The sequence below is a fragment of the Thermaurantimonas aggregans genome (assembly GCF_003851885.1).
GTDB classification, from domain to species: domain Bacteria; phylum Bacteroidota; class Bacteroidia; order Flavobacteriales; family Schleiferiaceae; genus Thermaurantimonas; species Thermaurantimonas aggregans.
In genome coordinates, this window is record NZ_BHZE01000004.1 from 14385 (window position 1) to 36831 (window position 22447).

15 protein-coding genes and 2 tRNA genes are annotated in these 22447 nt (G+C 44.5%); 9 read left to right on the forward strand and 8 right to left on the reverse strand.

The annotated features are described in order from the left end of the window. Positions 1 to 54 precede the first annotated feature (54 nt). The 5 genes from EIP89_RS02860 (at position 55) to EIP89_RS02880 (ending at position 4417) form a co-directional block, all read left to right on the forward strand. On the forward strand, positions 55 to 1686 hold the full coding sequence (locus EIP89_RS02860) for a S8 family serine peptidase (RefSeq protein WP_124397155.1): 1632 nt from the start codon (positions 55 to 57) through the stop codon (positions 1684 to 1686). After that, positions 1683 to 2384, forward strand: coding sequence for a hypothetical protein (locus EIP89_RS02865; RefSeq protein ID WP_124397156.1), 702 nt, complete (start codon positions 1683 to 1685; stop codon positions 2382 to 2384). The genes EIP89_RS02860 and EIP89_RS02865 overlap by 4 nt, the downstream gene beginning before the upstream one ends. A gap of 18 nt (positions 2385 to 2402) precedes the next feature. After that, entirely contained in the window at positions 2403 to 3041 is a 639-nt protein-coding gene (locus EIP89_RS02870; protein WP_124397157.1) for a Crp/Fnr family transcriptional regulator, read from the forward strand. A gap of 34 nt (positions 3042 to 3075) precedes the next feature. Beyond that, positions 3076 to 4266: a T9SS type A sorting domain-containing protein gene (locus EIP89_RS02875; RefSeq protein WP_124397158.1), complete on the forward strand. Its 1191-nt coding sequence runs from the start codon at positions 3076 to 3078 to the stop codon at positions 4264 to 4266. Between the two features lie 77 nt (positions 4267 to 4343). Continuing rightward, positions 4344 to 4417, forward strand: a tRNA-Arg gene (locus tag EIP89_RS02880). Positions 4418 to 4624: 207 nt separating this feature from the next. Here the strand turns inward: EIP89_RS02880 and EIP89_RS02885 are convergent. After that, positions 4625 to 5236, reverse strand: coding sequence for a superoxide dismutase (locus EIP89_RS02885; protein WP_124397159.1), 612 nt, complete (start codon positions 5234 to 5236; stop codon positions 4625 to 4627). A gap of 90 nt (positions 5237 to 5326) precedes the next feature. Beyond that, positions 5327 to 6196 carry a glucose-1-phosphate thymidylyltransferase RfbA gene (rfbA, locus tag EIP89_RS02890; RefSeq protein WP_124397160.1) on the reverse strand — a complete coding sequence of 290 codons (870 nt, stop codon included), beginning with the start codon at positions 6194 to 6196 and terminating at the stop codon, positions 5327 to 5329. Between the two features lie 143 nt (positions 6197 to 6339). On the opposite strand from rfbA, the gene EIP89_RS02895 reads away from it, so the two are divergent. The 4 genes from EIP89_RS02895 (at position 6340) to EIP89_RS02910 (ending at position 12164) form a co-directional block, all read left to right on the forward strand. Further along, positions 6340 to 6413: transfer RNA gene (locus tag EIP89_RS02895), tRNA-Ala, on the forward strand. 305 nt (positions 6414 to 6718) lie between these two features. After that, positions 6719 to 9730: a tetratricopeptide repeat protein gene (locus tag EIP89_RS02900; protein ID WP_124397161.1), complete on the forward strand. Its 3012-nt coding sequence runs from the start codon at positions 6719 to 6721 to the stop codon at positions 9728 to 9730. 11 nt (positions 9731 to 9741) lie between these two features. Continuing rightward, on the forward strand, positions 9742 to 11463 hold the full coding sequence (locus tag EIP89_RS02905; RefSeq protein ID WP_124397162.1) for a TonB-dependent receptor: 1722 nt from the start codon (positions 9742 to 9744) through the stop codon (positions 11461 to 11463). 8 nt (positions 11464 to 11471) lie between these two features. Then, positions 11472 to 12164 (forward strand): cell division ATP-binding protein FtsE, encoded by a 693-nt coding sequence (locus tag EIP89_RS02910; RefSeq protein WP_124397163.1) that lies wholly within the window; start codon positions 11472 to 11474, stop codon positions 12162 to 12164. Here the strand turns inward: EIP89_RS02910 and EIP89_RS02915 are convergent. From EIP89_RS02915 to rplJ, 6 genes are all read right to left on the reverse strand, one after another. Then, complete coding sequence (locus EIP89_RS02915) at positions 12154 to 12783, reverse strand: alpha-ketoglutarate-dependent dioxygenase AlkB family protein (protein ID WP_124397164.1); 630 nt, start codon at positions 12781 to 12783, stop codon at positions 12154 to 12156. The genes EIP89_RS02910 and EIP89_RS02915 overlap by 11 nt on opposite strands. Positions 12784 to 12866: 83 nt before the next feature. After that, the gene (locus EIP89_RS02920; protein ID WP_124397165.1) at positions 12867 to 13181 is read right to left on the reverse strand and encodes a DUF3467 domain-containing protein; all 315 of its coding nucleotides are present in this window, start codon (positions 13179 to 13181) and stop codon (positions 12867 to 12869) included. A gap of 17 nt (positions 13182 to 13198) precedes the next feature. Continuing rightward, entirely contained in the window at positions 13199 to 17506 is a 4308-nt protein-coding gene (gene rpoC / locus EIP89_RS02925; RefSeq protein WP_124397166.1) for a DNA-directed RNA polymerase subunit beta', read from the reverse strand. A gap of 20 nt (positions 17507 to 17526) precedes the next feature. Then, on the reverse strand, positions 17527 to 21351 hold the full coding sequence (gene rpoB, locus EIP89_RS02930; RefSeq protein WP_124397167.1) for a DNA-directed RNA polymerase subunit beta: 3825 nt from the start codon (positions 21349 to 21351) through the stop codon (positions 17527 to 17529). A gap of 102 nt (positions 21352 to 21453) precedes the next feature. Next, on the reverse strand, positions 21454 to 21837 hold the full coding sequence (gene rplL, locus EIP89_RS02935; protein WP_124397168.1) for a 50S ribosomal protein L7/L12: 384 nt from the start codon (positions 21835 to 21837) through the stop codon (positions 21454 to 21456). Positions 21838 to 21907: 70 nt separating this feature from the next. After that, positions 21908 to 22432: a 50S ribosomal protein L10 gene (rplJ, locus tag EIP89_RS02940; RefSeq protein ID WP_124397169.1), complete on the reverse strand. Its 525-nt coding sequence runs from the start codon at positions 22430 to 22432 to the stop codon at positions 21908 to 21910. Positions 22433 to 22447: the final 15 nt, after the last annotated feature.

The following is a 22447-nucleotide window of genomic DNA, read 5'->3' on the forward strand; positions in this document are numbered from 1 at the left end:
TAAAATTTTGAGTTTAAAGTTTCAAATGCTTTATTCGCAGTGGCAGATGAAATTATGAAAAGTCTCTCTTCAATTTTTGTTTTTCTGGTTTCGCTTTTTTCGATGGCACAGCCCAAAAATCGATATTGGGTTGAGTTTGCCTATAAAGGAACCTCATTCGATCCATTTACCTATTTTGATTCAAAAGCCATAGAACGAAGAATCAACAATAACGTTCCTTTGTGCGACAGTTCTGACTTTCCAGTAAACGAAGTTTTTTTAGAACATTTGACTTCTTCTAATGCAGAAGTTATTTATGCCTCTCGCTGGCTGAATGCGGCCTACATCATCGCTGACGATGTAACCATAGACCAAATACGGGAATTCAACTTTGTAAAATCGGCAAAAAAAGTAGAGAGCCAGTTGGTCATCAGTTCATTATACACTGAAGCATTAGATGATCAAAACTTACAAGAATTAGCTGAACGGCAAATTACCTTGATGAAAGGACAGCTTTTTGCCGAAAAAGGCATCACAGGTAAAGGTGTACGAATAGCCATTTTTGATGGGGGATTTCCAAATGTCGATCGCCATCCGGCTTTTGAACACATCCGCTCTCAAAATCGAATTCTCGCCACTTTCGATTTCACCAAAAACAAACAACACGCATACCGAGGTAATAGTCATGGACTTTCGACATTTTCGAACATAGGAGGTAAATTTGGTAAACTTTTCTTAGGTCTAGCACCTGATGCAGAATATTTGCTGGCCATCACCGAGGTAAACCGAGAAATTTTTAAAGAAGAAGTTTGGTGGGTGGCAGCAGCTGAATGGGCTGATCAAATGGGCGCTCAGATCATCAACAGCAGCCTCGGCTACACCGAACCGAGATATACCCCCCAACAAATGAACGGAAGGCACACTATGGTGTCGAAAGTCGCCAATATGGCAGTGGCTAAAGGCATTTTGGTCATTAACTCGGCAGGCAATGAAGGCGATGATTTTAATTGGCAAATCATAGGTTCCCCGGCCGACGCAGATAGCGTGCTCTCGGTAGGTGGTGTAAACCCTTACACAGGGCTGAAAATCGACTTTTCATCTTTTGGTCCGACAGCAGAAAGAAAACTTAAACCCAATGTAGCAGCAAGCGGCACCACCGTGGCAGCAAAAGGGGCAGATGGATACAGAAGAGTAAATGGCACGTCATTTTCGGCGCCTTTGATCACAGGCTTCGCAGCGTGCGTTATGCAGTTGTACCCCGGATTAAAAGCAATGGAATACTTCGACAAGATTCAACAATCAGCTCATCTCTACCCTTATTTCGATTACGCTCATGGGTATGGTGTTCCTCAAGCTGATTTTTTCTACACTGAAAAAAAAGAAAGCAAAACCTTTTCAGCTGCTTTTGTTCCAACTTCCATATTAAAATCTGTACATTCATTCGAAAAAAAGAACAATCAGGAAGAAGAAAAATCTATAACAAGAGAAATTAAAATTGCACTACCAAAGGAACACAGCACTACATCTTCGTTTAAAGCTTTCGACTATTTCTACTACCACATTGCCAATGCAAAAAACGAATTAGTGGACTATGAAGTACTCATCCCAGTCAAGGAATTTACCATTCCAATTTCTCACCCGGATGCCGTAATTTTCAGAGCTTTTTATCAAGGCTATTTTATTGAATTAATACTCAAAAACGAATGAAAAATTTTCTCAATGTCAGTTTGATGGTACTAGTGTGCTTAAATGCATTTGGCCAAACGACTGTTTTGAAAAAGCCAAAAAGCGTTTTAGATGAAAATTACACGTACGGAAAAAATAGAAAACATTACGTGCATACGGGCTTTGCTTATTTAGCAGGAGTATCAGCTACCACCCTTCCTAATTTAGAATTCAGACCTTTATCTTCGAGTGTTTTCCAATTCTTTGCACTTTACAAATACAAAATCAACAATACATTTTCACTTACATCAGAACTAAGCTTCGGAGGCGTAGAACTCATCTTTAAATTCAAAGATTCAATACCTCAATATTCCCTTTTTACGACTCAAAAGGAAGATAAGATTAACAGAGGTGAAATCGAACTTCGACAAAACATTCGCATCAGATACTCTGGTACCCAAAGCAAAATCGGGAATTTCATTGAAATAGGTATTTTAGGTGGAATTGCTACGACCAATCAGTACACGCATGCAGGCGTTACAGCTTTAAATCAAAAAACAGAGATAAATTTTATCAATAGTCCAGTACAACTGACCGACGGAAATTTGTATTCCTTTAATCGATGGTATTATGGATTTGCAGCTCGACTTGGATTTAATAGAATATCTTTTCCATTTCGATATGTGAATATTGGCGACGTTGAATACATGGTTACAGGTATCGAAATTTCATTTTTTTAACCCTATATCAAAAAATTTATGCAAGAAATAGACATCAAAAAAAGATTTCCAGAATTCGAAAACGAGCTTATAAAAGAAATGCTCGAACATGCCATCATACGCGACTTTATGGCAGGTGACTACATCATACAGTCAGGTCAGTATTTTAAACAATCTATGCTTGTGTATGAAGGCACTGTAAAATTGTACCGCGAAGGTCACGAAGGAAACGAGTTTTACCTGTACCACATCAAAGCAGGTGAACCCTGTGCCCTTAGTATGAGCTGCGCCATCAGACAAGAGCGCAGTGAGGTGATTGCCAAGGCCGTAACTGATTGCACACTCATCTTTATTCCAGCTACCCTTACCGAAAAATGGATGACCACCTACCCCGGCTGGAACCGCTTTGTGCTCGACAGCTACAGAAAGCGCTTCGAAGAAATGCTCGAAACCATCGACCAAATCTCCTTTAGAGCATTGGATGAGCGGCTTGAATTTTACCTGAAGCGCCAACGTGAAATATACGGGTCTAATGTGATTAATATTTCTCATCAGCAAATAGCCGACGAACTCAACTCTTCCAGAGAGGTCATCTCCCGTCTTCTTAAAAAAATGGAACAGCGCGGCTGGCTTGAACTTCACAGAAACCAGATTGTTTTGTTGCCAAGTTTTAAGTAATTGTTATTTTTACATCTCTAAAGCTTTAACTGCTATGAAGAAAATCTACATGCTCAGCTCGGCGCTTTTTCTAGTTTTAACGCTTAATGGCCAGAGATACCTTAACGAGGTTTTTACACAATTAGATTCTATAAAAGACGTACAATACGGGCAGGCGATAGCATGGAACAACGACACCGTAAAACTGTATGTCGATATCTTCAAGCCAGCCAATGATTCTGCAACCAACAGACCTCTTATAATCCTTGCACACGGGGGCTCTTTCATAGCCGGAAATCGACAAGATGAGTTCATTACCGACTTGTGCAGGCGATTTGCTCGCCGTGGGTATGTAACAGCCTCTATTTCTTACCGATTGGGTGTCAATCAGCAAAACTTTTTGAATATTTCCGAAGAATTTATCATGGCTGCTATTAGAGGCACACAAGACTTCAACGCAGCTGTGCGCTTCTTCAAGAAATCAGCTACTCAAGGCAACCCATACGGAATTGATACAAACCGCCTGGTGGCAGGTGGCTACTCGGCTGGTAGCATAGCTGCGCTGCACTCTGTGTATCTGCGCGATACCAACGTGGTCACTCAACAAGTGCGATCACTGATTAAATTGCTTGGCGGAGTGGAAGGTAGCAGTGGAAATTCAGGGTTCAGTTCAGAATCGCATTTGGTGGTAAATATCGCCGGTGCAGTGCTCGATACTCAAATCATCCTTCAGCAGTACGTGCGGCCTATTGTGAGTTTCCATGGCACCGTGGATAACACAGTGAAATTTGGAAGAGGCTTTGTACAAGTGAATGGTTTTAACATTCTGCAACTCGATGGGTCTAGCTTAATAGATGTGCGCGTTAAAAATCTCGGCTCTACAAGCTCTCTTTTTGCTTTTCAAAATGTAGATCACGACTTGCCTTACAACACTACTAGAAGAAACACTATAGTGACTGAAATGGCAAATTTCCTCTTTGCATGGCTGAATGGAACTCTTGGCCAGAAAACATTTACCGATCTGCGAGTGGCTTATTATCCCAATCCTGCTCGAGAAATGCTCAACATTACGCTTGAAAAGTCAGCTGTGATCAAAATTTACACCATCAATGGCCAACTTCTCAAAGAAATCTCTTGTACCGAAGGGGATAATGCCATCACTGTAGCTGACCTGCCGAGAGGTATGGTATTAGTAACAATCCATGATGGTGTAAATACCGTAACAAACAAGTTGCTTTTACAATAATTTAACAGGGAAGTCAAAACGAATTTTCTTTAGTTTTGCAGCCCTAAAATTGAGCTCTTCTTAAAAAGAGCTTATACGGTCCGGTAGCTCAGCTGGATAGAGCAACTGCCTTCTAAGCAGTAGGTCAAAGGTTCGAATCCTTTCCGGATCACTTTCATCAAATTTTTAAAGCTGCATTTTCGTTATGCAGCTTTTTTTATTTCAAAATTTTTTTTAAAAACAATTGATTCAGAAAATTTTCTGATCGATAAAGAAGCTAAATTTTTTCATATTTATTCTTTTCAAATACAGTTTATAGGTTCTTTGATAGAAATAAAAAACCCGGCAATAGCCGGGCTTAAATTTGTTATTAATTAGATTATTTCATTGCTTCCTGGTATCTGCGGCTTACTTCTGGCCAGTTAACCACATTCCAGAAGGCAGCAATGTACTCAGGTCTGCGGTTTTGATATTTTAAATAATAGGCGTGTTCCCAAACATCAAGACCCAGAATTGGAGTACCGCGCTGTTCAGCGACGTCCATCAGAGGGTTGTCTTGATTAGGAGTGCTTGTGATGAAGAGCTTTTTGTCAGGACCTACGCAGAGCCATGCCCATCCTGAGCCGAAACGAGAAGCCGCTGCCTTGTTAAACTCTTCTTTCATCTTGTCAAAAGAGCCAAAGGTTTTGTCAATAGCAGCAGCAAGTTCACCGGTAGGAACTCCACCGCCGTTTGGCGACATGATAAGCCAAAACATGGAGTGGTTGTAGTGTCCACCGCCATTGTTGCGCACGGCTACAGGCAGCTTGCTCACAATAGCCATAAGCTCTTCGATGGTTTTATTTTCGAACTCTGTGCCCTGAATGGCGGCATTCAGATTATTAACATAGGCTGCGTGGTGCTTGCCATGATGAATTTCCATGGTCATGGCGTCAATGTGCGGTTCGAGAGCCGCTTTGTCGTAAGGCAAATTAGGAAGTGTAAAAGCCATTTTATTCGGTTTTAAGTTTAAAAATCGAAACAAAGGTAAAATTCAAAAAGTTTATCCAGCTATTGAATCTGTCAATCTCATATCGATGGCTCAGGTTCTAAATTTTAAGAGATTCAATAAATATTGACCATATCCACTCTTCAAGAGAGGAGCGGCTGCCTTTTCTAATTGTTCATCGGTAATAAATCCCTTACGCCAGGCAATCTCTTCTATACATCCGATTTTCAATCCCTGGCGTTCTTCAATCACTTGCACAAATTGCCCTGCTTGCATTAAGGAAGTGAATGTGCCGGTGTCGAGCCAAGCTGTGCCGCGTTCTAGCTTTCGCACCTCTAGGCGGCCTTGGCGAAGGTATTCGTTGTTTACATCGGTAATTTCGTATTCACCCCTGGCGCTAGGTTTAATCTCGGATGCAATTTTCACAACATCGTTGTCGTAGAAATACAGACCCGGCACAGCGTAATTCGACTTGGGATGCTTGGGTTTTTCTTCAATAGAAATAACTCGGTTATTTTCATCAAACTCTACAACCCCATATCGCTCAGGGTCGCTCACGTGGTAGGCGAAGACGATACCACCTTTTGGATTTTCACAAGTGGCCAGAAGTCGTCCCATTCCCTGTCCATAAAAAATATTGTCTCCTAAAACAAGAGCTGCGCTGTCGTTTCCAATAAAATCCTTTCCCAACACAAAAGCCTGTGCAAGTCCGTTGGGTTCGTGTTGCACGGTGTATTGAAAGTTACAACCTATGCGGCTACCGTCGCCAAGCAGCCTGTGGAAAAGGGGGGCATCGTGAGGCGTGGTGATGATCAAAATATCGCGAATACCCGCCAAAAGCAAGGTAGAAAGAGGATAATACACCATCGGTTTGTCGTATACTGGCATCAGCTGTTTACTTATGGCCAATGTAAGCGGGTGAAGACGTGTGCCGCTACCTCCGGCCAAAACAATTCCTTTCATATTACTCTATTTACGAGGTGAAAGTAGTGTGAAAGAAAGAAAATCGCACAAAAATTCAGTACTAAACAGAAGAATTTTAAAGTTCATAATTTTACTTTACGTTAATGATCGTATTTGTATATTTGCAGCCGCTTAAAACAAATGGGGAATTAGCTCAGCTGGCTAGAGCGCTACAATGGCATTGTAGAGGTCATCGGTTCGACTCCGATATTCTCCACATGGTTATGTGAATCCGCCTTTACCTGGCGGGTTTTTTTATTTTGTGCTGAAAACTTGTACCTTTTAACAAATGAGCTTGGTCCATCACCTGCAAAATTTAAATAATGTAATAATTTTTTGATTATTAAAGTTTAACGCCTTTCATCGTCAAACTTTTTTTTCAATTATTACCCATATTTCACAAAATTTTGGTTCGTAGGTATACGATTTTAATTTTTAAAAGAGTTAATCGTTTTACGGTACTTGTGTTTTGAAAATAGTTATTCGATTGAACTACTTTTACCCCAAAAATTTGCTTTTAGTGTGAAAAAAGCTATTGCCAGAATTCTTGGACTCATCCTGGCGTTTGCTGCAGGTGAAGTAAAGAGCCAACTTACGGAAATTCAACGTACACCAGAAGCTGACTTTCAAACCGGAATATTTTACATCCAACAAAACATGTATGGCGCTGCTCGCGATGTGTTTACACGGCTATTGGATGACAACAAAAATCTTACGGCTGATCAGCGGCTCAATGCGGAATACTATCGCGCCATTGCAGCCGTTCAGATGCTGCACCCTGATGGAGAATTTTTGTTGGAAAAATTTATTCAAGACTATGAAACCAGCGCTAAAGCCAATGAAGCAAGGCTGTATATGGGTGATTTTCTGTTTAAAAACCGCCAATACAAGCGCGCGGTAAAGTACTATCAGCAGGCTGACTGGACGCTGATGAATGCTGCCGAACGGGCAAAAATTCAATTTCAGTACGGTTATTCCCTTTTTTCAACGGATGATCAGGACGGAGCCGAAAAGCAATTTGCAGCTGTGAAGGATGGCAAGTCGCAGTATGCCGCTCCTGCCTTGTACTACTATGCCTACATATGCTACATGAAAGAGCGATACGACGAGGCTTTGGTAAACTTCGAAAAGCTGCGCAACGACAAGAATTTCGGCGGAATGGTACCCTATTATCTAGCTCATATTTATTACAAAAAAGGCGAATATGACAAATTGCTCGCCGTGGGCAAAGAGATCTTGGAAGGCGATGAGCCTGCTCGAGCCTCAGAGATTGCCAAATTAGTGGCCGATGCCTACTATCGACGCAAGGATTACAAAAATGCACTCACTTATTACACCAAATTTTTGGAAAAAGGTGGTAAGCCTTCGCAAACAGATTATTACGAAATCGGCTACACCTACTATCAACTCGGCAAATACAGCGAGGCTGTGCAATTTTTTAATAAGATTACCAATGCCCGTGAAGAAATTGCCCAGAATGCGCACTACATGCTCGGCGACTGCTACCTGAAGCTTGGCATGCGACAAGAGGCTGCAGGTGCCTTCAAAGCAGCTGCGCGAAGCGACAAAAACCTAGAAGTACAAGAAGATGCTTTCTACAACTTTGTGAAAATCAACTACACCGAAACTTCTCCCTTTCAAAACCCAATTGAAGCCGCTGAAGAATATTTGAAACTCTTCCCTCAAAGCCGTCATAGCAAAGAAATAAACCGACTGCTTGCAAGCCTGTACAGCAACAGTAGCGATTACGCTAGAGCAGCTGTTGCCCTTGAGCAGGCTGGCCTCGATTCACCGGAGATGCGCGAAGCCTGGCAACGCGTACAGTACTTCTTGGGCGTGCGCAGCTATACAAGCCGTCAATATGCTCAGGCCATTACCCACTTCAAGCGCAGTCTCGAGCAGCCATTAAACCCGCGCTTTACTGCCTTGGCTTATTACTGGATGGGCGAAACCTACTATCAACTAATGGAGTACGACGCTGCGCTGAATGCATTTAACCAATTTGCTTCCACTCCTCAAGCGTCGCTGTTAGCAGAGTTTCCTAATCATTACTACAACAAAGCTTATTGCTATCTCAAAAAACAACAATTTGCGCAAGCTGCGACTGAATTTAGAAAGTTTCTCACCGAAAAAAACCTTACGGCAGCCCGCAGGCGCGATGCACTGCTGCGCACAGGCGATGCTTATATGATGATCAACCAATTCGAACTCGCACAAGACTTTTACTCATGTGCTGAAGCTGCTGGTGCAGATCCTGACTACACGCGCTTTCAGAGAGCTCTGGCTTTAGGATTACTCAACAAAAACGATGAAAAAATTCAGGTACTCAGAAAGCTGATAGAGTCAAGTTCTAACGACAATACACGGGCTGCAGCGCGTATGGAACTGGGCAATACCTGGCTGCTAGTAGACCGATTTACAGAAGCAGCTGGGGCTTTTGACGAATTTATAAAGTTTCATCCGAGGCATCCGCAAGTGCGCCGTGCCCTTATGAGCAAAGCACTTGCGCTGAAAAACGCGCGACGCTTCGACGAAGCCCTTACAATTCTTAAAAACTTGGTAGCACAATATCCTGAATCGCCTGAAGCCGCCGAAGCCATCGGATTTGCGCGCATTATCTATGCCGAAACCAATCGCATGGGCGAATACGTGGATTGGGTAGATCGCAACAAGCTCGGCAATATATCGCGCGGGCAGCTCGACTCATCGCTTTACAACAACGCCTACGAGCTATACAGCATGCAGCGCTGGCAAGAAGCCGCACAAGGTTTTGACGAGTATCTACGCCGTTTTCCGGAAGGTATCTTCGTTCAGCGTGCTGAAAATTTTATGGCCGACAGCTATTGGAGGCTCAACCGCCGTGCCGATGCTGTACAGATTTACGAACGAATAGCGAGCAAACCTAATCATGCCTATTTCGAAAATGCCTCAATGCGCGCTGGCAGCTACTACTTCGACCAAAAAGATTGGCCTTCAGCTCGCAGGATGTATCAACAGATCGCCGACCTGAGCAATGCTCGCGAAAGCAATCGCCACATTGCTGAAAACCAGCTTCTGCGAATTGCCTATCAAATGGGCGATTGGAACGAATGCCAAAACCTGGCCGACCAAATTCTGCAGCGTCGTGACCTTGATCAAGCGTTGAGCCAAGAAGCTACCTTCTACAGAGCACTGGCTCTATTCAATCGCCAGCAACAGGCGCTGGCCGTAGCTGACTTTGAAACCCTGGCTCGTTCTGGCAGCGGCATTTACAAGGCAGAAAGCATGTATTATTTAGCCTTACACTACTACATCCAGCAGCGCTACTCAGACTCTAAAAAGCTGGTGTATTACCTTGTAGAAGACTTTCCTGAAAACATTCAGCTGCGCGACCGTGCACTCATCTTACTGGCACGCAACTTTATTGCTGAGCGCGACTATTTTCAAGCCGACTTTTCTTTGGATTTTGTCATCAAATCAAATTCATCACCTGATCTTGTAAACGAAGCTCGTGCACTAAAAAACGACATTAAAAACTTTACCCAGAAAAAATAATCTGCCGGTACATGAAAATTAAAGCATTCACCAGAATAGCTCTGACTGTTGCACATCTAACCGCTTTTGGTCAAAACGAAAATCTCGGACAGATAAAACTCGAGGTAATCGGCTCTTATAAAGCCACAATCGAAGATGCCCAAAAGCTTAACGATCTACCGCGTACTGAAGACACAGCCCGAAGCCGAGTTCCAGTAAAATTTGAGATTAAACCCATCGTTTTAGCTACAGATTACACCCCAGAACCCCTAAAGCCGGCGCGCATCAGCAAGTCGGCCATTGAGCCGGTTCCTCGTACCTTCGTGCGCATAGGAGCAGGGTTATACGCCACACCTCTGGCCGAAGTGCGCTATGACAGCGATCGCTCTCGAAACAACGCCTTTGGTGCCGGATTCAACCACTACTCTACCCGCACCGGTGTTCGCAATATCGTTTTTGAAAACAATGGCCTATCTACCACCTCCGGTTCGGTGTATTATAGGCATTTTTTCACCAATTACAGTCTGGGGGCTTCTACCGACCTTGAGTACGATCGAGTAAAGTACTATGGACTGCCGAAACTTGCATTACCGCCTGTTGACACTTTCAGGGCAGGTGATCCGGCCATTCAAAGCTATCTGATCTCAACTACCAGGGTAGATGCCACCCGTTTGGTGCCCGTCAGCCAGTTTGCAATGACCAATTTGGGATTTCGCTTTGACTTTCTGCGCGATCGATATGACATAGCCGAACTGCACGCAGCTCTGCCAATTGACTTTAGACTAAAGCGCACAGATAATCGAAATCTCAACCTTCGCCTGGCCTACGAACACATGCAGCACTACAATACACAAAATGATTTAGCTATGGCCTTCAGTGCCAATGTGATTCGGGTGCGCCCTGCCATGAATTTTTCGAAAGACGAATGGCAGTTTGACCTGGGACTCAATATGGTACTGAGCAACTATGTTCGAAAAAATCTGATTTCTATCGATCCCAAGGAACCCGATGAAATGTACTTTTTTATTTTTCCTGAAGGTCGGTTCAAATTACCTGTGATTACTGACGTGCTTGAATTCGACGGGATGCTCTCTTTTGATTATCAGCTCAATACTTTGAGAACTCTAAGCCGTCAGTGGCTATTTATCAGTCCAGGTATAGAGCTCGATTACACCCAAAAGGTGCAAGCTCAGGTTGGAATGTCAGGTCTAATCTTTCCCGGGGCAAGTTATCACCTCAGTGCCGGTTACATCGACTGGCGTAACCTGCCTATCTTTTACAGAAGTCCTTTTTATTACACTACACCGCAAGACATTCAGGGTGTAGAAGTACTTTACCTCGATGGCAATCAAGTACCTTTACAGGCCAAACTCGCCATTAAGCTTACAAAAAACATTGATGCAGAAGGTATAGTAAACTATAACCACTACGAAATGAAAGGTGGAAAGGCCTGGCACTTGCCGAATTGGCGAAATGAAATTAAGCTCAAATATTCTAATGGAAACTCTTTTGACCTGGGCTTCGATGTCTTTTTTATCGGCGAACGAACTGCCTTCGACCAGTCATTGAACACGGCTATTAGTGCCCGATTAAGGCCGTACACCGATGCCAACATGCACCTCAATTATCACTTCAGCAAGCAAATGAGTTTTTTCCTGACAATCAATAATATGTTTTTTAACGCCTATGAGCACTACCTTGGCTATCCGGCTCAGCAGTTTTTGGCCATAGCGGGTGCTGTGTACAAACTTTAATATTGTTAATGAACACAAATTCGCAACCAATCGTTTCCCTTATCGACGCAGCTGTAGGACACGGAAAGGAGCCGGTACTCGCCGGAATTAATCTTTTTCTACACCCCGGCGAATTTGTTTATCTCATCGGCGAAACGGGCAGCGGTAAGTCAACGCTTCTAAAGACCCTGTATGCCGACCTTCCTTTGATAGCAGGCGAAGCCCATGTAGCAGGCTATGCACTTCACAGGTTAAAGCGAAAACAAATTCCCTACTTGCGCAGGCAATTAGGCATCATCTTTCAGGATTTTCAGCTTTTGCCTGACCGCACAGTGTACGATAATCTTCTCTTTGTGCTTCGCGCTACTGGCTGGAAAGAGAAGAAACACATTAATGAGCGCATCGAGCGCGTTCTTAGCTCAGTAGCCATGCTCGACAAGGCCAAAAAAATGCCTCATCAACTCTCCGGCGGAGAACAGCAGCGGGTATCTGTGGCTCGCGCTCTGCTCAACGAACCAAAACTCATCATTGCAGACGAGCCTACAGGTAACCTCGATCCTGACACGAGCGAAGAAATCATTTTGCTCATTCGCGAGCTGGTGAAATCTGACCGAAGTGTACTCATGGCCACACACGATTACAACATCATCATGAAATTTCCAGCCCCTACGCTGCGCTGCCAAGCAGGAAAGGTGATTTCAGTTTTAAAACCTACTTTATAAAAAATGCAGTTGTACTTCCTTTAGGCCTTATGAACCGATACGTAAGGTTAATCCGATGGTGAGTTACATGTTTCGCCTTAGGTAAAGCGTGTAAAAACTGCGATTGAAAATGTGCCTTCATCACCAAGAGTGAGCCATGCGGCAATGTGACCTTCTTTGAAGAACCTCCATATTTTGGTTTCCATGCAAAAGTGCGATCGGCTCCTAAGCTAACACTGGCAATAATCGGTTCTGCACCCAGCTCAGGTTCGTCATCAGCATGCCAGCTCATAGAATCCTGACCGTTTCTATACAAATTGAGCAATACCGAATTAAATTCTGTATTTAAAACTTCTTCAAGTTCCTTTTTAATGCTTAAAACTGTCGAATCCCAACCAAGAGGCTGAAAAGTGTTGCCTGAGAAACTATAGGAAGCTCCTTGCTGGCCCATCCAACACATAAGCCTAGGAAATGGGATCTTCTGACCGTAAAGAGTCAAATAATGTTGCTGCCAATCAACGGAACCGAGCAGATCAATAAAATACTTATCAGAACGCGTCTTATCGAAAAAATTTGGGTAAAGAATTAAAGCGTTTTTTTCAAGTTCTAAAGGATTGTTCTCAAAAAAATCAAACATCATCGATTAAAAAACGCTGTAAATTTTAAAAACTCATAAAATTTAAAAGAAAAAGCCGCTGAATATCAGCGGCTTTGATTGTGTTTTTATGCTTGTCCCTTAGGTCCAAAAGGCATCGGAATGGGACCTCCGGGTTCAACTTCGTTAATGCGTCCGAAGGCTGCCTCGTATTTAGCGATGTTATCGCTGAGGGCGATGAGCAGTCTTTTGGCATGCTGTGGGGTAAGTATGATTCGAGATTTCACCTTAGCCTTTGGCATGCCAGGCATTATTTGTAGAAAATCCACCACAAACTCACTTGGGCTATGGTTGATGATGGCCAGGTTGGTATATACACCACCAGCTACATCATCGGTGATTTCTACATTGATTTGTTGCTCAGGAAAGTCATTTGGATCCATAGCCATATATTTTAGAGTTAGTTAGCGGTTTCTTTTTCTTTTCTTGCCTTCATCGCCTCGTAATCAGTCAGTGAGCCCACAAGTATTCTTTCGAACGACTTAAGGCCTGTACCTGCCGGAATGTTGTGACCCACGATAACGTTTTCTTTCAGACCTTCGAGGTAATCTACCTTGCCACTCACAGCAGCTTCGTTGAGCACTTTGGTTGTCTCTTGGAAAGAAGCTGCCGAGATGAATGACTTGGTCTGCAAGGCTGCACGGGTGATACCTTGAAGTACCGGATTAGCTGTAGCGGGTCTTGCATCACGAGCCACAACGAGCTTCTTGTCTTGACGCTTCAGGCGGCTGTTTTCGTCGCGCAACTTGCGGGCTGATACGATCATACCAGGCTTCAGTTCGGTAGAGTCGCCGGCGTCTTCTATCACTTTCTTGTCGAAGATGTAATCATTTTCGGCATTGAAGTCGTTGATGTGTACCAACTGTCCTTCTAGGAAGCTGGTATCGCCTGCTTCTACAATCTCTACTTTGCGCATCATCTGGCGCACGATTACCTCAAAGTGCTTGTCGTTGATTTTCACCCCCTGGAGGCGATATACTTCCTGGATTTCGTTGACCAGATACTCTTGTACCTTGCTCGGACCTTGAATGGCCAATATATCAGCAGGCGAAATGGCACCGTCTGAAAGGGGCGTACCGGCTTTTACAAAATCGTTTTCTTGTACGAGAATCTGCTTAGAAAGGTTGATCATGTACACCTTGCGCTCACCGGTCTTGCTTTCCACGATTACTTCGCGATTACCGCGCTTGATTTTCGGACCGAATGACACAATACCATCGATCTCAGATACAATGGCAGGGTTTGATGGGTTACGTGCTTCGAAAAGTTCGGTAACACGTGGAAGGCCACCGGTAATATCACCTGCCTTGGCTGATTTACGCGGAATCTTGGCGATTACTTTACCAGCTTTGATGGTACTGCCATCTTCTACAATTAGGTGAGCACCTACCGGCAGATTGTACGACTTGAGGATCTCTCCATCTTCTGTCTGGATATGCAGTGTCGGGATGAGTCTCTTATTCTTTGATTCTGAGATTACCTTTTCCTTAAAACCAGTTTGCTCATCCACTTCTTCGCGGCAAGTCACACCCATTTCGATACCGTCGTACTTTGCGATACCGTTATTTTCAGCCACTATTACTGCGTTGTAGGGATCCCATTCGCAGATTTTTGTGCCTTTTTGCAGTAACTGACCGGGTTTTACATAAATGGTTGAACCATAAGGTATGTTGTTGGTCTGTACGACTACACCTGTCTTTTCATCTACGATGCGCATTTCAGCGGTGCGACCGATCACTACTTCAACGGTTTCCCCAAGGTCGTTTTCACTTATTACGGTGCGCAATTCATCTATTTCAATCTTACCGTCGAACTTGGCGATGATCTTAGATTCTTCAGCCACGTTACCGGCTGTACCACCTACGTGGAAGGTACGCAGAGTAAGCTGAGTACCCGGCTCACCGATAGATTGAGCGGCAATTACGCCTACTGCCTCACCGATTTGAATCATCTTTGAGGTAGCCAGGTTACGGCCGTAGCATTTAGCGCAAATACCCTTCTGAGATTCGCAAGTAAGCGGGCTGCGAACCTCAACCATCTGAATGGGTGAGTTTTCGATTTTACGCGCTATCTCTTCAGTAATTTCTTGGCCGCTCTTTACGTAGAGCTCGTCGGTAAGTGGATCGTACACATCGTGAAGAGATACACGTCCCAGAATTCTGTCGTAAAGTGGCTCTACGACTTCTTCGTTCTTTTTCAGGGCTGTTACCTCTAAGCCGCGCAGCGTACCGCAATCTTCTTCAGAGATGATGACGTCTTGAGCCACATCTACCAGTCGACGAGTGAGGTAACCGGCGTCAGCTGTTTTGAGAGCGGTATCCGCCAGACCTTTACGTGCTCCGTGAGTAGAGATGAAGTACTCGAGGATGGAAAGACCTTCTTTGAAGTTTGCGATAATGGGGTTTTCGATGATTTCGCCACCGGTTGAGCCTGATTTTTGTGGCTTAGCCATGAGGCCGCGCATACCTGAAAGCTGACGAATCTGCTCTTTAGAACCACGAGCACCAGAGTCGAGCATCATAAAGATGGGGTTGAAGCCCTGGCGGTCGCTTGATAGGTAATGCATGGCGCGCTCTGTGAGTCGAGCATTGGTATTTGTCCAAATGTCAATAATCTGATTGTAGCGCTCGTTATTGGTAATCAGACCCATGTTGTAGCTGGCGATTACGTTTTCCACTGCCTCGTTGGCTTCAGCTATGAGTTGTTCTTTTTCAGGTGGAATGATAATGTCGCCAAGGCTGAATGACAGACCTCCCTTGAACGCATAGCGATAACCGAGGTTCTTCATGTTGTCGAGGAAGGCGGCTGTCTTTGGAATATTTGTGAGTCGGAGGATTTTGGCAATAATGTCTCTGAGCGACTTTTTCGTGAGAAGCTCGTTGATGAATCCGACTTCCTCCGGTACAATGGTGTTGAATATTACGCGGCCTGCAGTGGTTTCAATAATTTTCTCAACCAACTGGTCGTTTTCGCGCACTTTCGCCTTTACCTTAATTTTAGCGTTAATGTCAAGGCGGTTTTCGTTCAAGGCAATTTGAACTTCTTCAGCACTGTAGAAGATTTTGCCTTCTCCTTTTACCGGATTGTCGGGTGTACTTGGGCGAGGCTTAGTGATGTAGTATAACCCAAGTACCATGTCTTGTGAAGGAACGGTAATCGGTGAACCGTTGGCAGGGTTGAGAATGTTGTGCGAAGCCAACATCAGCATTTGAGCTTCAAGAATCGCAGCATGACCGAGCGGAAGATGTACGGCCATTTGGTCGCCGTCGAAGTCTGCATTGAACGCTGTACAAGTTAGCGGATGAAGCTGAATTGCTTTACCTTCAATCAACTTTGGCTGGAATGCTTGAATACCAAGACGGTGTAAGGTTGGGGCACGGTTTAAGAGGACCGGGTGTCCTTTCATTACATTTTCCAAAATATCCCACACCACTGGTTCACGGCGATCGATTATTCTCTTGGCAGATTTGACGGTCTTTACTATACCTCTTTCAATCAGTTTGCGGATGATGAAAGGCTTGTAAAGCTCGGCTGCCATATCTTTTGGCAGACCACACTCGTGAAGCGCCAATTCCGGACCGATCACAATCACTGAACGACCAGAGTAGTCAACACGCTTACCGAGTAAGTTCTGACGGAAGCGACCTTGCTTACCCTTCAAGCTATCAGAAAGTGACTTCAGTGCACGGTTTGATTCGGTCTTAACAGCTGTTGACTTGCGTGTGTTGTCAAAAAGAGAGTCAACTGCCTCTTGAAGCATGCGTTTCTCGTTGCGCAAGATCACCTCGGGGGCTTTGATCTCCATGAGGCGCTTCAAGCGGTTGTTTCTAATGATTACACGTCGGTAAAGATCATTGAGGTCTGAAGTAGCGAAGCGACCACCGTCGAGGGGAACGAGAGGACGCAATTCGGGTGGTATCACGGGGATCACTTTCATGATCATCCACTCAGGCTTATTTGCTATACGGGTGTTTGCTTCGCGTACTGCCTCAACTACCTGAAGTCTTTTAAGGGCTTCTTGTTTCTTTTGCTGAGAAGTTTCTCTGTTTGCCTGATGTCTTAGCTCATAAGAAAGTTCATCGAGGTTAAGTCGCTGGAGCAACATCAGCAATGCCTCTGCACCCATTTTAGCGATGAACTTATTGGGGTCGTTATCGTCGAGGTATTGATTCTCGGGGGGTAGTTTTTCAATAATTTCGAGGTACTCCTCTTCGGTGAGGAAGTCCATTTTATTCAATTCCGAACCATCAGGATATGTGGCTATACCCGGCTGAATAACTACGTAACGCTCGTAGTAAATGATCATGTCCAACTTTTTAGACGGAAGACCGAGCAAATAGCCTATTTTATTCGGAATGGAACGGAAGTACCATATGTGCGCTACAGGAACAGTAAGGGTAATATGACCGATGCGCTCGCGACGCACTTTTTTCTCAGTAACTTCTACACCACAGCGGTCGCAAACGATGCCTTTGTAGCGAATTCTTTTGTATTTGCCGCATCCGCACTCATAGTCTTTCACCGGACCGAAAATGCGCTCGCAAAACAATCCGTCGCGCTCAGGCTTATGGGTGCGGTAGTTAATGGTTTCGGGTTTTAGCACCTCGCCGTATGAGCGCTCGAGGATATACTCGGGCGATGCAAGGCTAATGGTAATGGTGCTAAAGCGGCTGCTTTGAGTGTTTTTATCTGTCTTTTTAAACGACATATTGAAATTTTTTAAAATCCTTATTCCAAAGTCACTTTCAGTCCAAGTCCAAGCAATTCATGCAACAATACGTTGAATGATTCGGGAATACCTGGTTCTGGAAGATTCTCTCCTTTTACAATAGCTTCGTACGTTTTGGCGCGACCAATTACATCATCGCTCTTTACGGTCAGGATTTCGCGCAAGATGTTCGATGCTCCATAAGCCTCAAGTGCCCACACCTCCATCTCACCAAAGCGCTGACCGCCGAATTGTGACTTACCGCCGAGTGGCTGCTGGGTGATGAGTGAGTATGGGCCAATAGAACGAGCGTGCATCTTATCATCGACCATGTGACCAAGTTTGAGCATGTAAATGACTCCAACGGTAGCCTTCTGGTCGAAGCGCTCACCTGTTCCACCGTCGTAGAGGTAGGTGTGACCAAATCTGGGCAACCCGGCCAAATCGGTGTAGTAGTTGATCTCATCAATGCTTGCGCCGTCGAAGATTGGTGTTGCAAACTTGAGCCCCAACTTTTGACCTGCCCAGCCCAGTACAGTCTCGTAGATCTGACCGATGTTCATACGAGAAGGTACACCGAGAGGGTTGAGTACTATGTCAACCGGAGTTCCATCTTCGAGGAATGGCATGTCTTCGTCACGCACAATCTTAGCAACTATACCCTTGTTACCGTGACGACCAGCCATTTTATCTCCCACTTTTAGCTTGCGCTTTTGGGCTACGTATATTTTAGCCAGTTTCACGATACCCGGCGGTAGTTCGTCACCCACCATGATGTTGAACTTCTTGCGCTTCAGCACACCCAAGAGGTCGCTGGCTTTGATTTTATAATTGTGCAACAAGGTGGTAATGAGGTTGTTTTTCTCCTCGTCAGTAGTCCACTGGCCACCTTGAATGCGGGTATAGTCTTCAATGGAGTTGAGGATCTTTTGGGTAAATTTCGTTCCCTTTGGAATGACCACCTCATTTAGGTCGTTATAAACACCTTGAGAGGTTTTACCGGCTACCAGAATATTGAGCTTTTCCAGAAATCTCTCTCTCAAAGCAGCCATATTCTGATTGTATTCATCCTCTACCTCCTGTAGCTCTTGCTTTTCTTTTTGCTTTGAGCGCTTGTCTTTCAGTGCTTTTGTGAAGAGTTTCTTGTCGATCACCACACCGTAAGCTGAAGGGGGTGCTTTCAGTGAAGCATCTTTTACATCGCCGGCCTTGTCACCAAATATGGCTCTCAAGAGCTTCTCCTCCGGGGTAGGATCCGATTCGCCTTTAGGAGTGATTTTTCCTATCAAAATATCACCCGGCTTAATCTCCGCGCCGATGCGAATAATACCATTTTCGTCGAGCTCGCGAGTGGCTTCTTCGCTGACGTTAGGTATATCACAGGTTAGCTCCTCCATTCCCAGCTTGGTATCGCGTACATCTACAGAGTATTCTTCGATGTGGATGGAGGTGAAAATGTCTTCGCGAACTACGCGCTCTGAAATCACGATAGCATCCTCGAAGTTATATCCCTTCCACGGCATGAAAGCCACTTTGAGGTTGCGGCCGAGAGCCAGCTCACCATCGCGAGTAGAATACCCTTCACACAACACCTGTCCCTTTGTTACGCGATCGCCCACGCGCACAATGGGCTTGAGGTTAATGGTAGTGTTTTGGTTTGTTTTTCTGTATTTGATGAGCCTGTAAACTTTTAAATCGTCGTCAAAGCTTACAAGTCTTTCGTTTTCTGTTCTGTGGTAGCGGATGTGAATTTCATTGGCATCCACATATTCTACTACGCCATCGCCCTCGGCATTAATAAGCACGCGCGAATCTTTGGCAACGATACGCTCCATACCAGTTCCCACAATAGGTGCTTCTGGACGGATGAGCGGAACGGCCTGGCGCATCATGTTTGAACCCATCAAGGCACGGTTTGCGTCGTCGTGTTCGAGGAAAGGAATCAGCGAAGCCGATATGGATGCAATTTGGTTAGGAGCCATATCCATGAAGTGAACTTCAGAGGGCTCCACAATTGGGAAGTCGCCTTCGAGTCGAGCCTTGATCTTTTGATTGGTAAACTCACCTGAATCTGAGATAGGCGCATTTGCCTGAGCGATTACCTTACCTTCTTCTTCCTCAGCTGAGAGGTATACAGGCTTTTCGTCGAGTTTTACAACGCCGTTTTCAACCTTGCGGTAAGGTGTCTCAATAAAGCCGAGGTTATTAACTTTTGCAAAAACACAAAGTGATGAAATTAAACCAATGTTCGGACCTTCAGGTGTCTCAATCGGACACAGGCGGCCGTAATGAGTGTAGTGAACGTCGCGAACTTCGAAACCAGCACGATCTCTGGATAGACCCCCCGGTCCAAGAGCCGAGAGACGACGCTTGTGCGTAATCTCAGCCAGAGGATTGGTCTGATCCATAAATTGGCTGAGCTGGTTAGTACCAAAGAAGGAGTTGATTACCGAAGATAAGGTTTTAGCATTAATAAGATCAATGGGCGTAAATACCTCGTTATCGCGTACATTCATGCGCTCGCGTATTGTACGAGCCATACGTGCAAGGCCTACGCTAAACTGTGCAGCCAATTGCTCACCTACGGTACGTACACGGCGGTTGCTGAGGTGGTCGATATCATCTACTTCAGCTTTTGAGTTGATTAGCTGAATCAGATATTTAACGATAGCAATGATATCTTCTTTAGTGAGCACCTGAATATTTGGATCGATGTCGAGACCAAGTTTCTTGTTCAGGCGATAGCGGCCTACGTCTCCTAAGCTGTAGCGGGTATCAGAGAAGAAGAGTTTTTCGATGATGCCTCTTGCTGTTTCTTCATCGGGAGGGTCTGCGTTTCTGAGCTGGCGATAGATATACTCCATAGCCTCGAGCTCAGAGTTGGTAGAGTCTTTTTGAAGCGTGTTGTAGATAATAGAGTATTCAGATGACTCTACATCCTCTCTGTGCAGTAGGATGGTTTCTACATTGGCATCTAAAATCAGATCTATATGTTCTTTTTCGATGATTTCGTCGCGGTCGATGAGTACTTCGTTTCGTTCGAGTGATACTACTTCACCAGTATCCTCGTCAACGAAGTCTTCAATCCAGGTTTTAAGAACACGAGCAGCAAGCCTGCGACCTACTACGCGTTTGAGCGCGGCTTTAGAAACTTTTACTTCTTCAGCAAGGTCGAAAAGCTCTAGTATATCTTTATCGCGCTCGTAACCAATAGCTCTTAATAGAGTGGTTACTGGTAATTTCTTCTTGCGGTCGATGTAGGCATACATCACGTCGTTGATGTCGGTAGCAAATTCTATCCAGCTACCTTTAAAAGGTATGATACGAGCTGAATACAATTTAGTACCGTTAGCGTGATAGCTCTGACCAAAAAATACACCCGGCGAACGGTGTAACTGAGAAACTACTACGCGTTCAGCACCGTTTACGATAAAGGTACCGCGATCGGTCATGTAGGGTATGGTACCCAAGTAAACGTCCTGAACGATGGTTTCAAATTCTTCGTGTTCCGGATCAGTACAATAAAGTTTGAGACGAGCCTTTAATGGTACACTGTACGAAAGACCTCTTTCTATGCACTCTTCCTCGGTGTAGCGCGGTGGATCGACGAAATAGTCGAGGAATTCGAGTACAAACTGGTTGCGAGCATCAGTGATTGGAAAATTCTCCATGAAGGTTTTGTAAAGGCCTTCATTTTTGCGATTTTCCGGTTTGGTTTCGAGTTGAAAGAAATCTTTAAAGGATTTTATCTGGATCTCCAGTAGGTCGGGGTATTCAGGCTGCGACTTCATGCTACTGAACGAGACCCTTCCATGTACCACTTCGTGAGGAATCTGGCTGCTCATACTGTATGGAAAAGAAAGTTTTTAATAACAAGTAAATAAAACACAAAAAGGTTTAGGTTTGAAAACCTTCAAACCTAAACCGAAATATAGGGTAAAAGTAAATTACTTAATCTCAACTTCAGCTCCTGCCTCTTCAAGTTGTTTTTTGAGAGCATCGGCTTCGTCCTTAGTTACGCCTTCCTTCAAAGGCTTGGGTGCGTTGTCCACTACATCTTTAGCTTCTTTCAGACCGAGGCCTGTGAGCTCTTTTACAAGCTTCACAACAGCAAGCTTCTGTGGACCAGCTGACTTCAGAATTACATCAAAAGATGTTTTTTCTTCTGCAGCAGCAGCACCATCTCCGCCTCCTGCAGCAGGACCGGCAGCAACCACTGCAGCAGCTGCAGGCTCGATACCATAAGTTTCTTTCAGATAGTTAGCGAGCTCTTGAACTTCTTTTACAGTAAGGCTTACGAGTTTATCACCAAGTTCTTGAATTGTTGACATTTTAATTTGAGTTTTAATTGGTTAATAATTGATTTGTTGTATTTGGAAGCTGAGTGCGTACTCTTTGGGATTAATTTTTAGCTCTTTCTTCCAGCGTCTTGAGCAATCCTGCGATGGTCTGACCACCGCTGTTAAGAGCTGATACCACATTCTTAATCGGGCTTTGCAGCAGAAGGATGATGTCGCCGATGAGTTCTTCGCGTGACTTGAGGTTCTCAAGTACCTTCAACTGATTGTCGCCGACAAATATGGCTTCTTCTACATAAGCACCTTTCAGGATAGGCTTATCTGACTTTTTGCGAACTTCGAGAATGAGTCTTGCAGGTGTGCTGCCACTCTCCGCAATCATCAGGCTTGTCATTCCCTTGAGGGTGGGAAACAGTTCCCCAAAGTTTTTGCCTGATCTTTCCATGGCCTTTTTCAGCAGCGTATTTTTCACCACGCGCAGCTGTACTTTCTTGTTAAAGCACATTCTGCGCAATTGGGAGGTTTGAGCTGCATTAAGACCCTCAATATCTGTAAGGTAGATTACATTGTTGTTTTTCAATATCTCTGTAATCTCCTCTATTAATGCATTTTTTTCCTCTTTAGTCATTTGGCAATTTTTTTA

Coding starts and splice junctions, on each gene's coding strand:
- rfbA (WP_124397160.1), bottom strand. CDS start 6,196: ATGAAAGGAATTGTTTTGGCCGGAGGTAGCGGCACACGTCTTCACCCG.
- rpoB (WP_124397167.1), bottom strand. CDS start 21,351: ATGAGCAGCCAGATTCCTCACGAAGTGGTACATGGAAGGGTCTCGTTC.
- EIP89_RS02915 (WP_124397164.1), bottom strand. CDS start 12,783: ATGATGTTTGATTTTTTTGAGAACAATCCTTTAGAACTTGAAAAAAAC.
- EIP89_RS02905 (WP_124397162.1), top strand. CDS start 9,742: ATGAAAATTAAAGCATTCACCAGAATAGCTCTGACTGTTGCACATCTA.
- EIP89_RS02875 (WP_124397158.1), top strand. CDS start 3,076: ATGAAGAAAATCTACATGCTCAGCTCGGCGCTTTTTCTAGTTTTAACG.
- EIP89_RS02920 (WP_124397165.1), bottom strand. CDS start 13,181: ATGGATCCAAATGACTTTCCTGAGCAACAAATCAATGTAGAAATCACC.
- EIP89_RS02885 (WP_124397159.1), bottom strand. CDS start 5,236: ATGGCTTTTACACTTCCTAATTTGCCTTACGACAAAGCGGCTCTCGAA.
- EIP89_RS02870 (WP_124397157.1), top strand. CDS start 2,403: ATGCAAGAAATAGACATCAAAAAAAGATTTCCAGAATTCGAAAACGAG.
- EIP89_RS02860 (WP_124397155.1), top strand. CDS start 55: ATGAAAAGTCTCTCTTCAATTTTTGTTTTTCTGGTTTCGCTTTTTTCG.
- rplJ (WP_124397169.1), bottom strand. CDS start 22,432: ATGACTAAAGAGGAAAAAAATGCATTAATAGAGGAGATTACAGAGATA.
- rplL (WP_124397168.1), bottom strand. CDS start 21,837: ATGTCAACAATTCAAGAACTTGGTGATAAACTCGTAAGCCTTACTGTA.
- rpoC (WP_124397166.1), bottom strand. CDS start 17,506: ATGTCGTTTAAAAAGACAGATAAAAACACTCAAAGCAGCCGCTTTAGC.
- EIP89_RS02910 (WP_124397163.1), top strand. CDS start 11,472: ATGAACACAAATTCGCAACCAATCGTTTCCCTTATCGACGCAGCTGTA.
- EIP89_RS02865 (WP_124397156.1), top strand. CDS start 1,683: ATGAAAAATTTTCTCAATGTCAGTTTGATGGTACTAGTGTGCTTAAAT.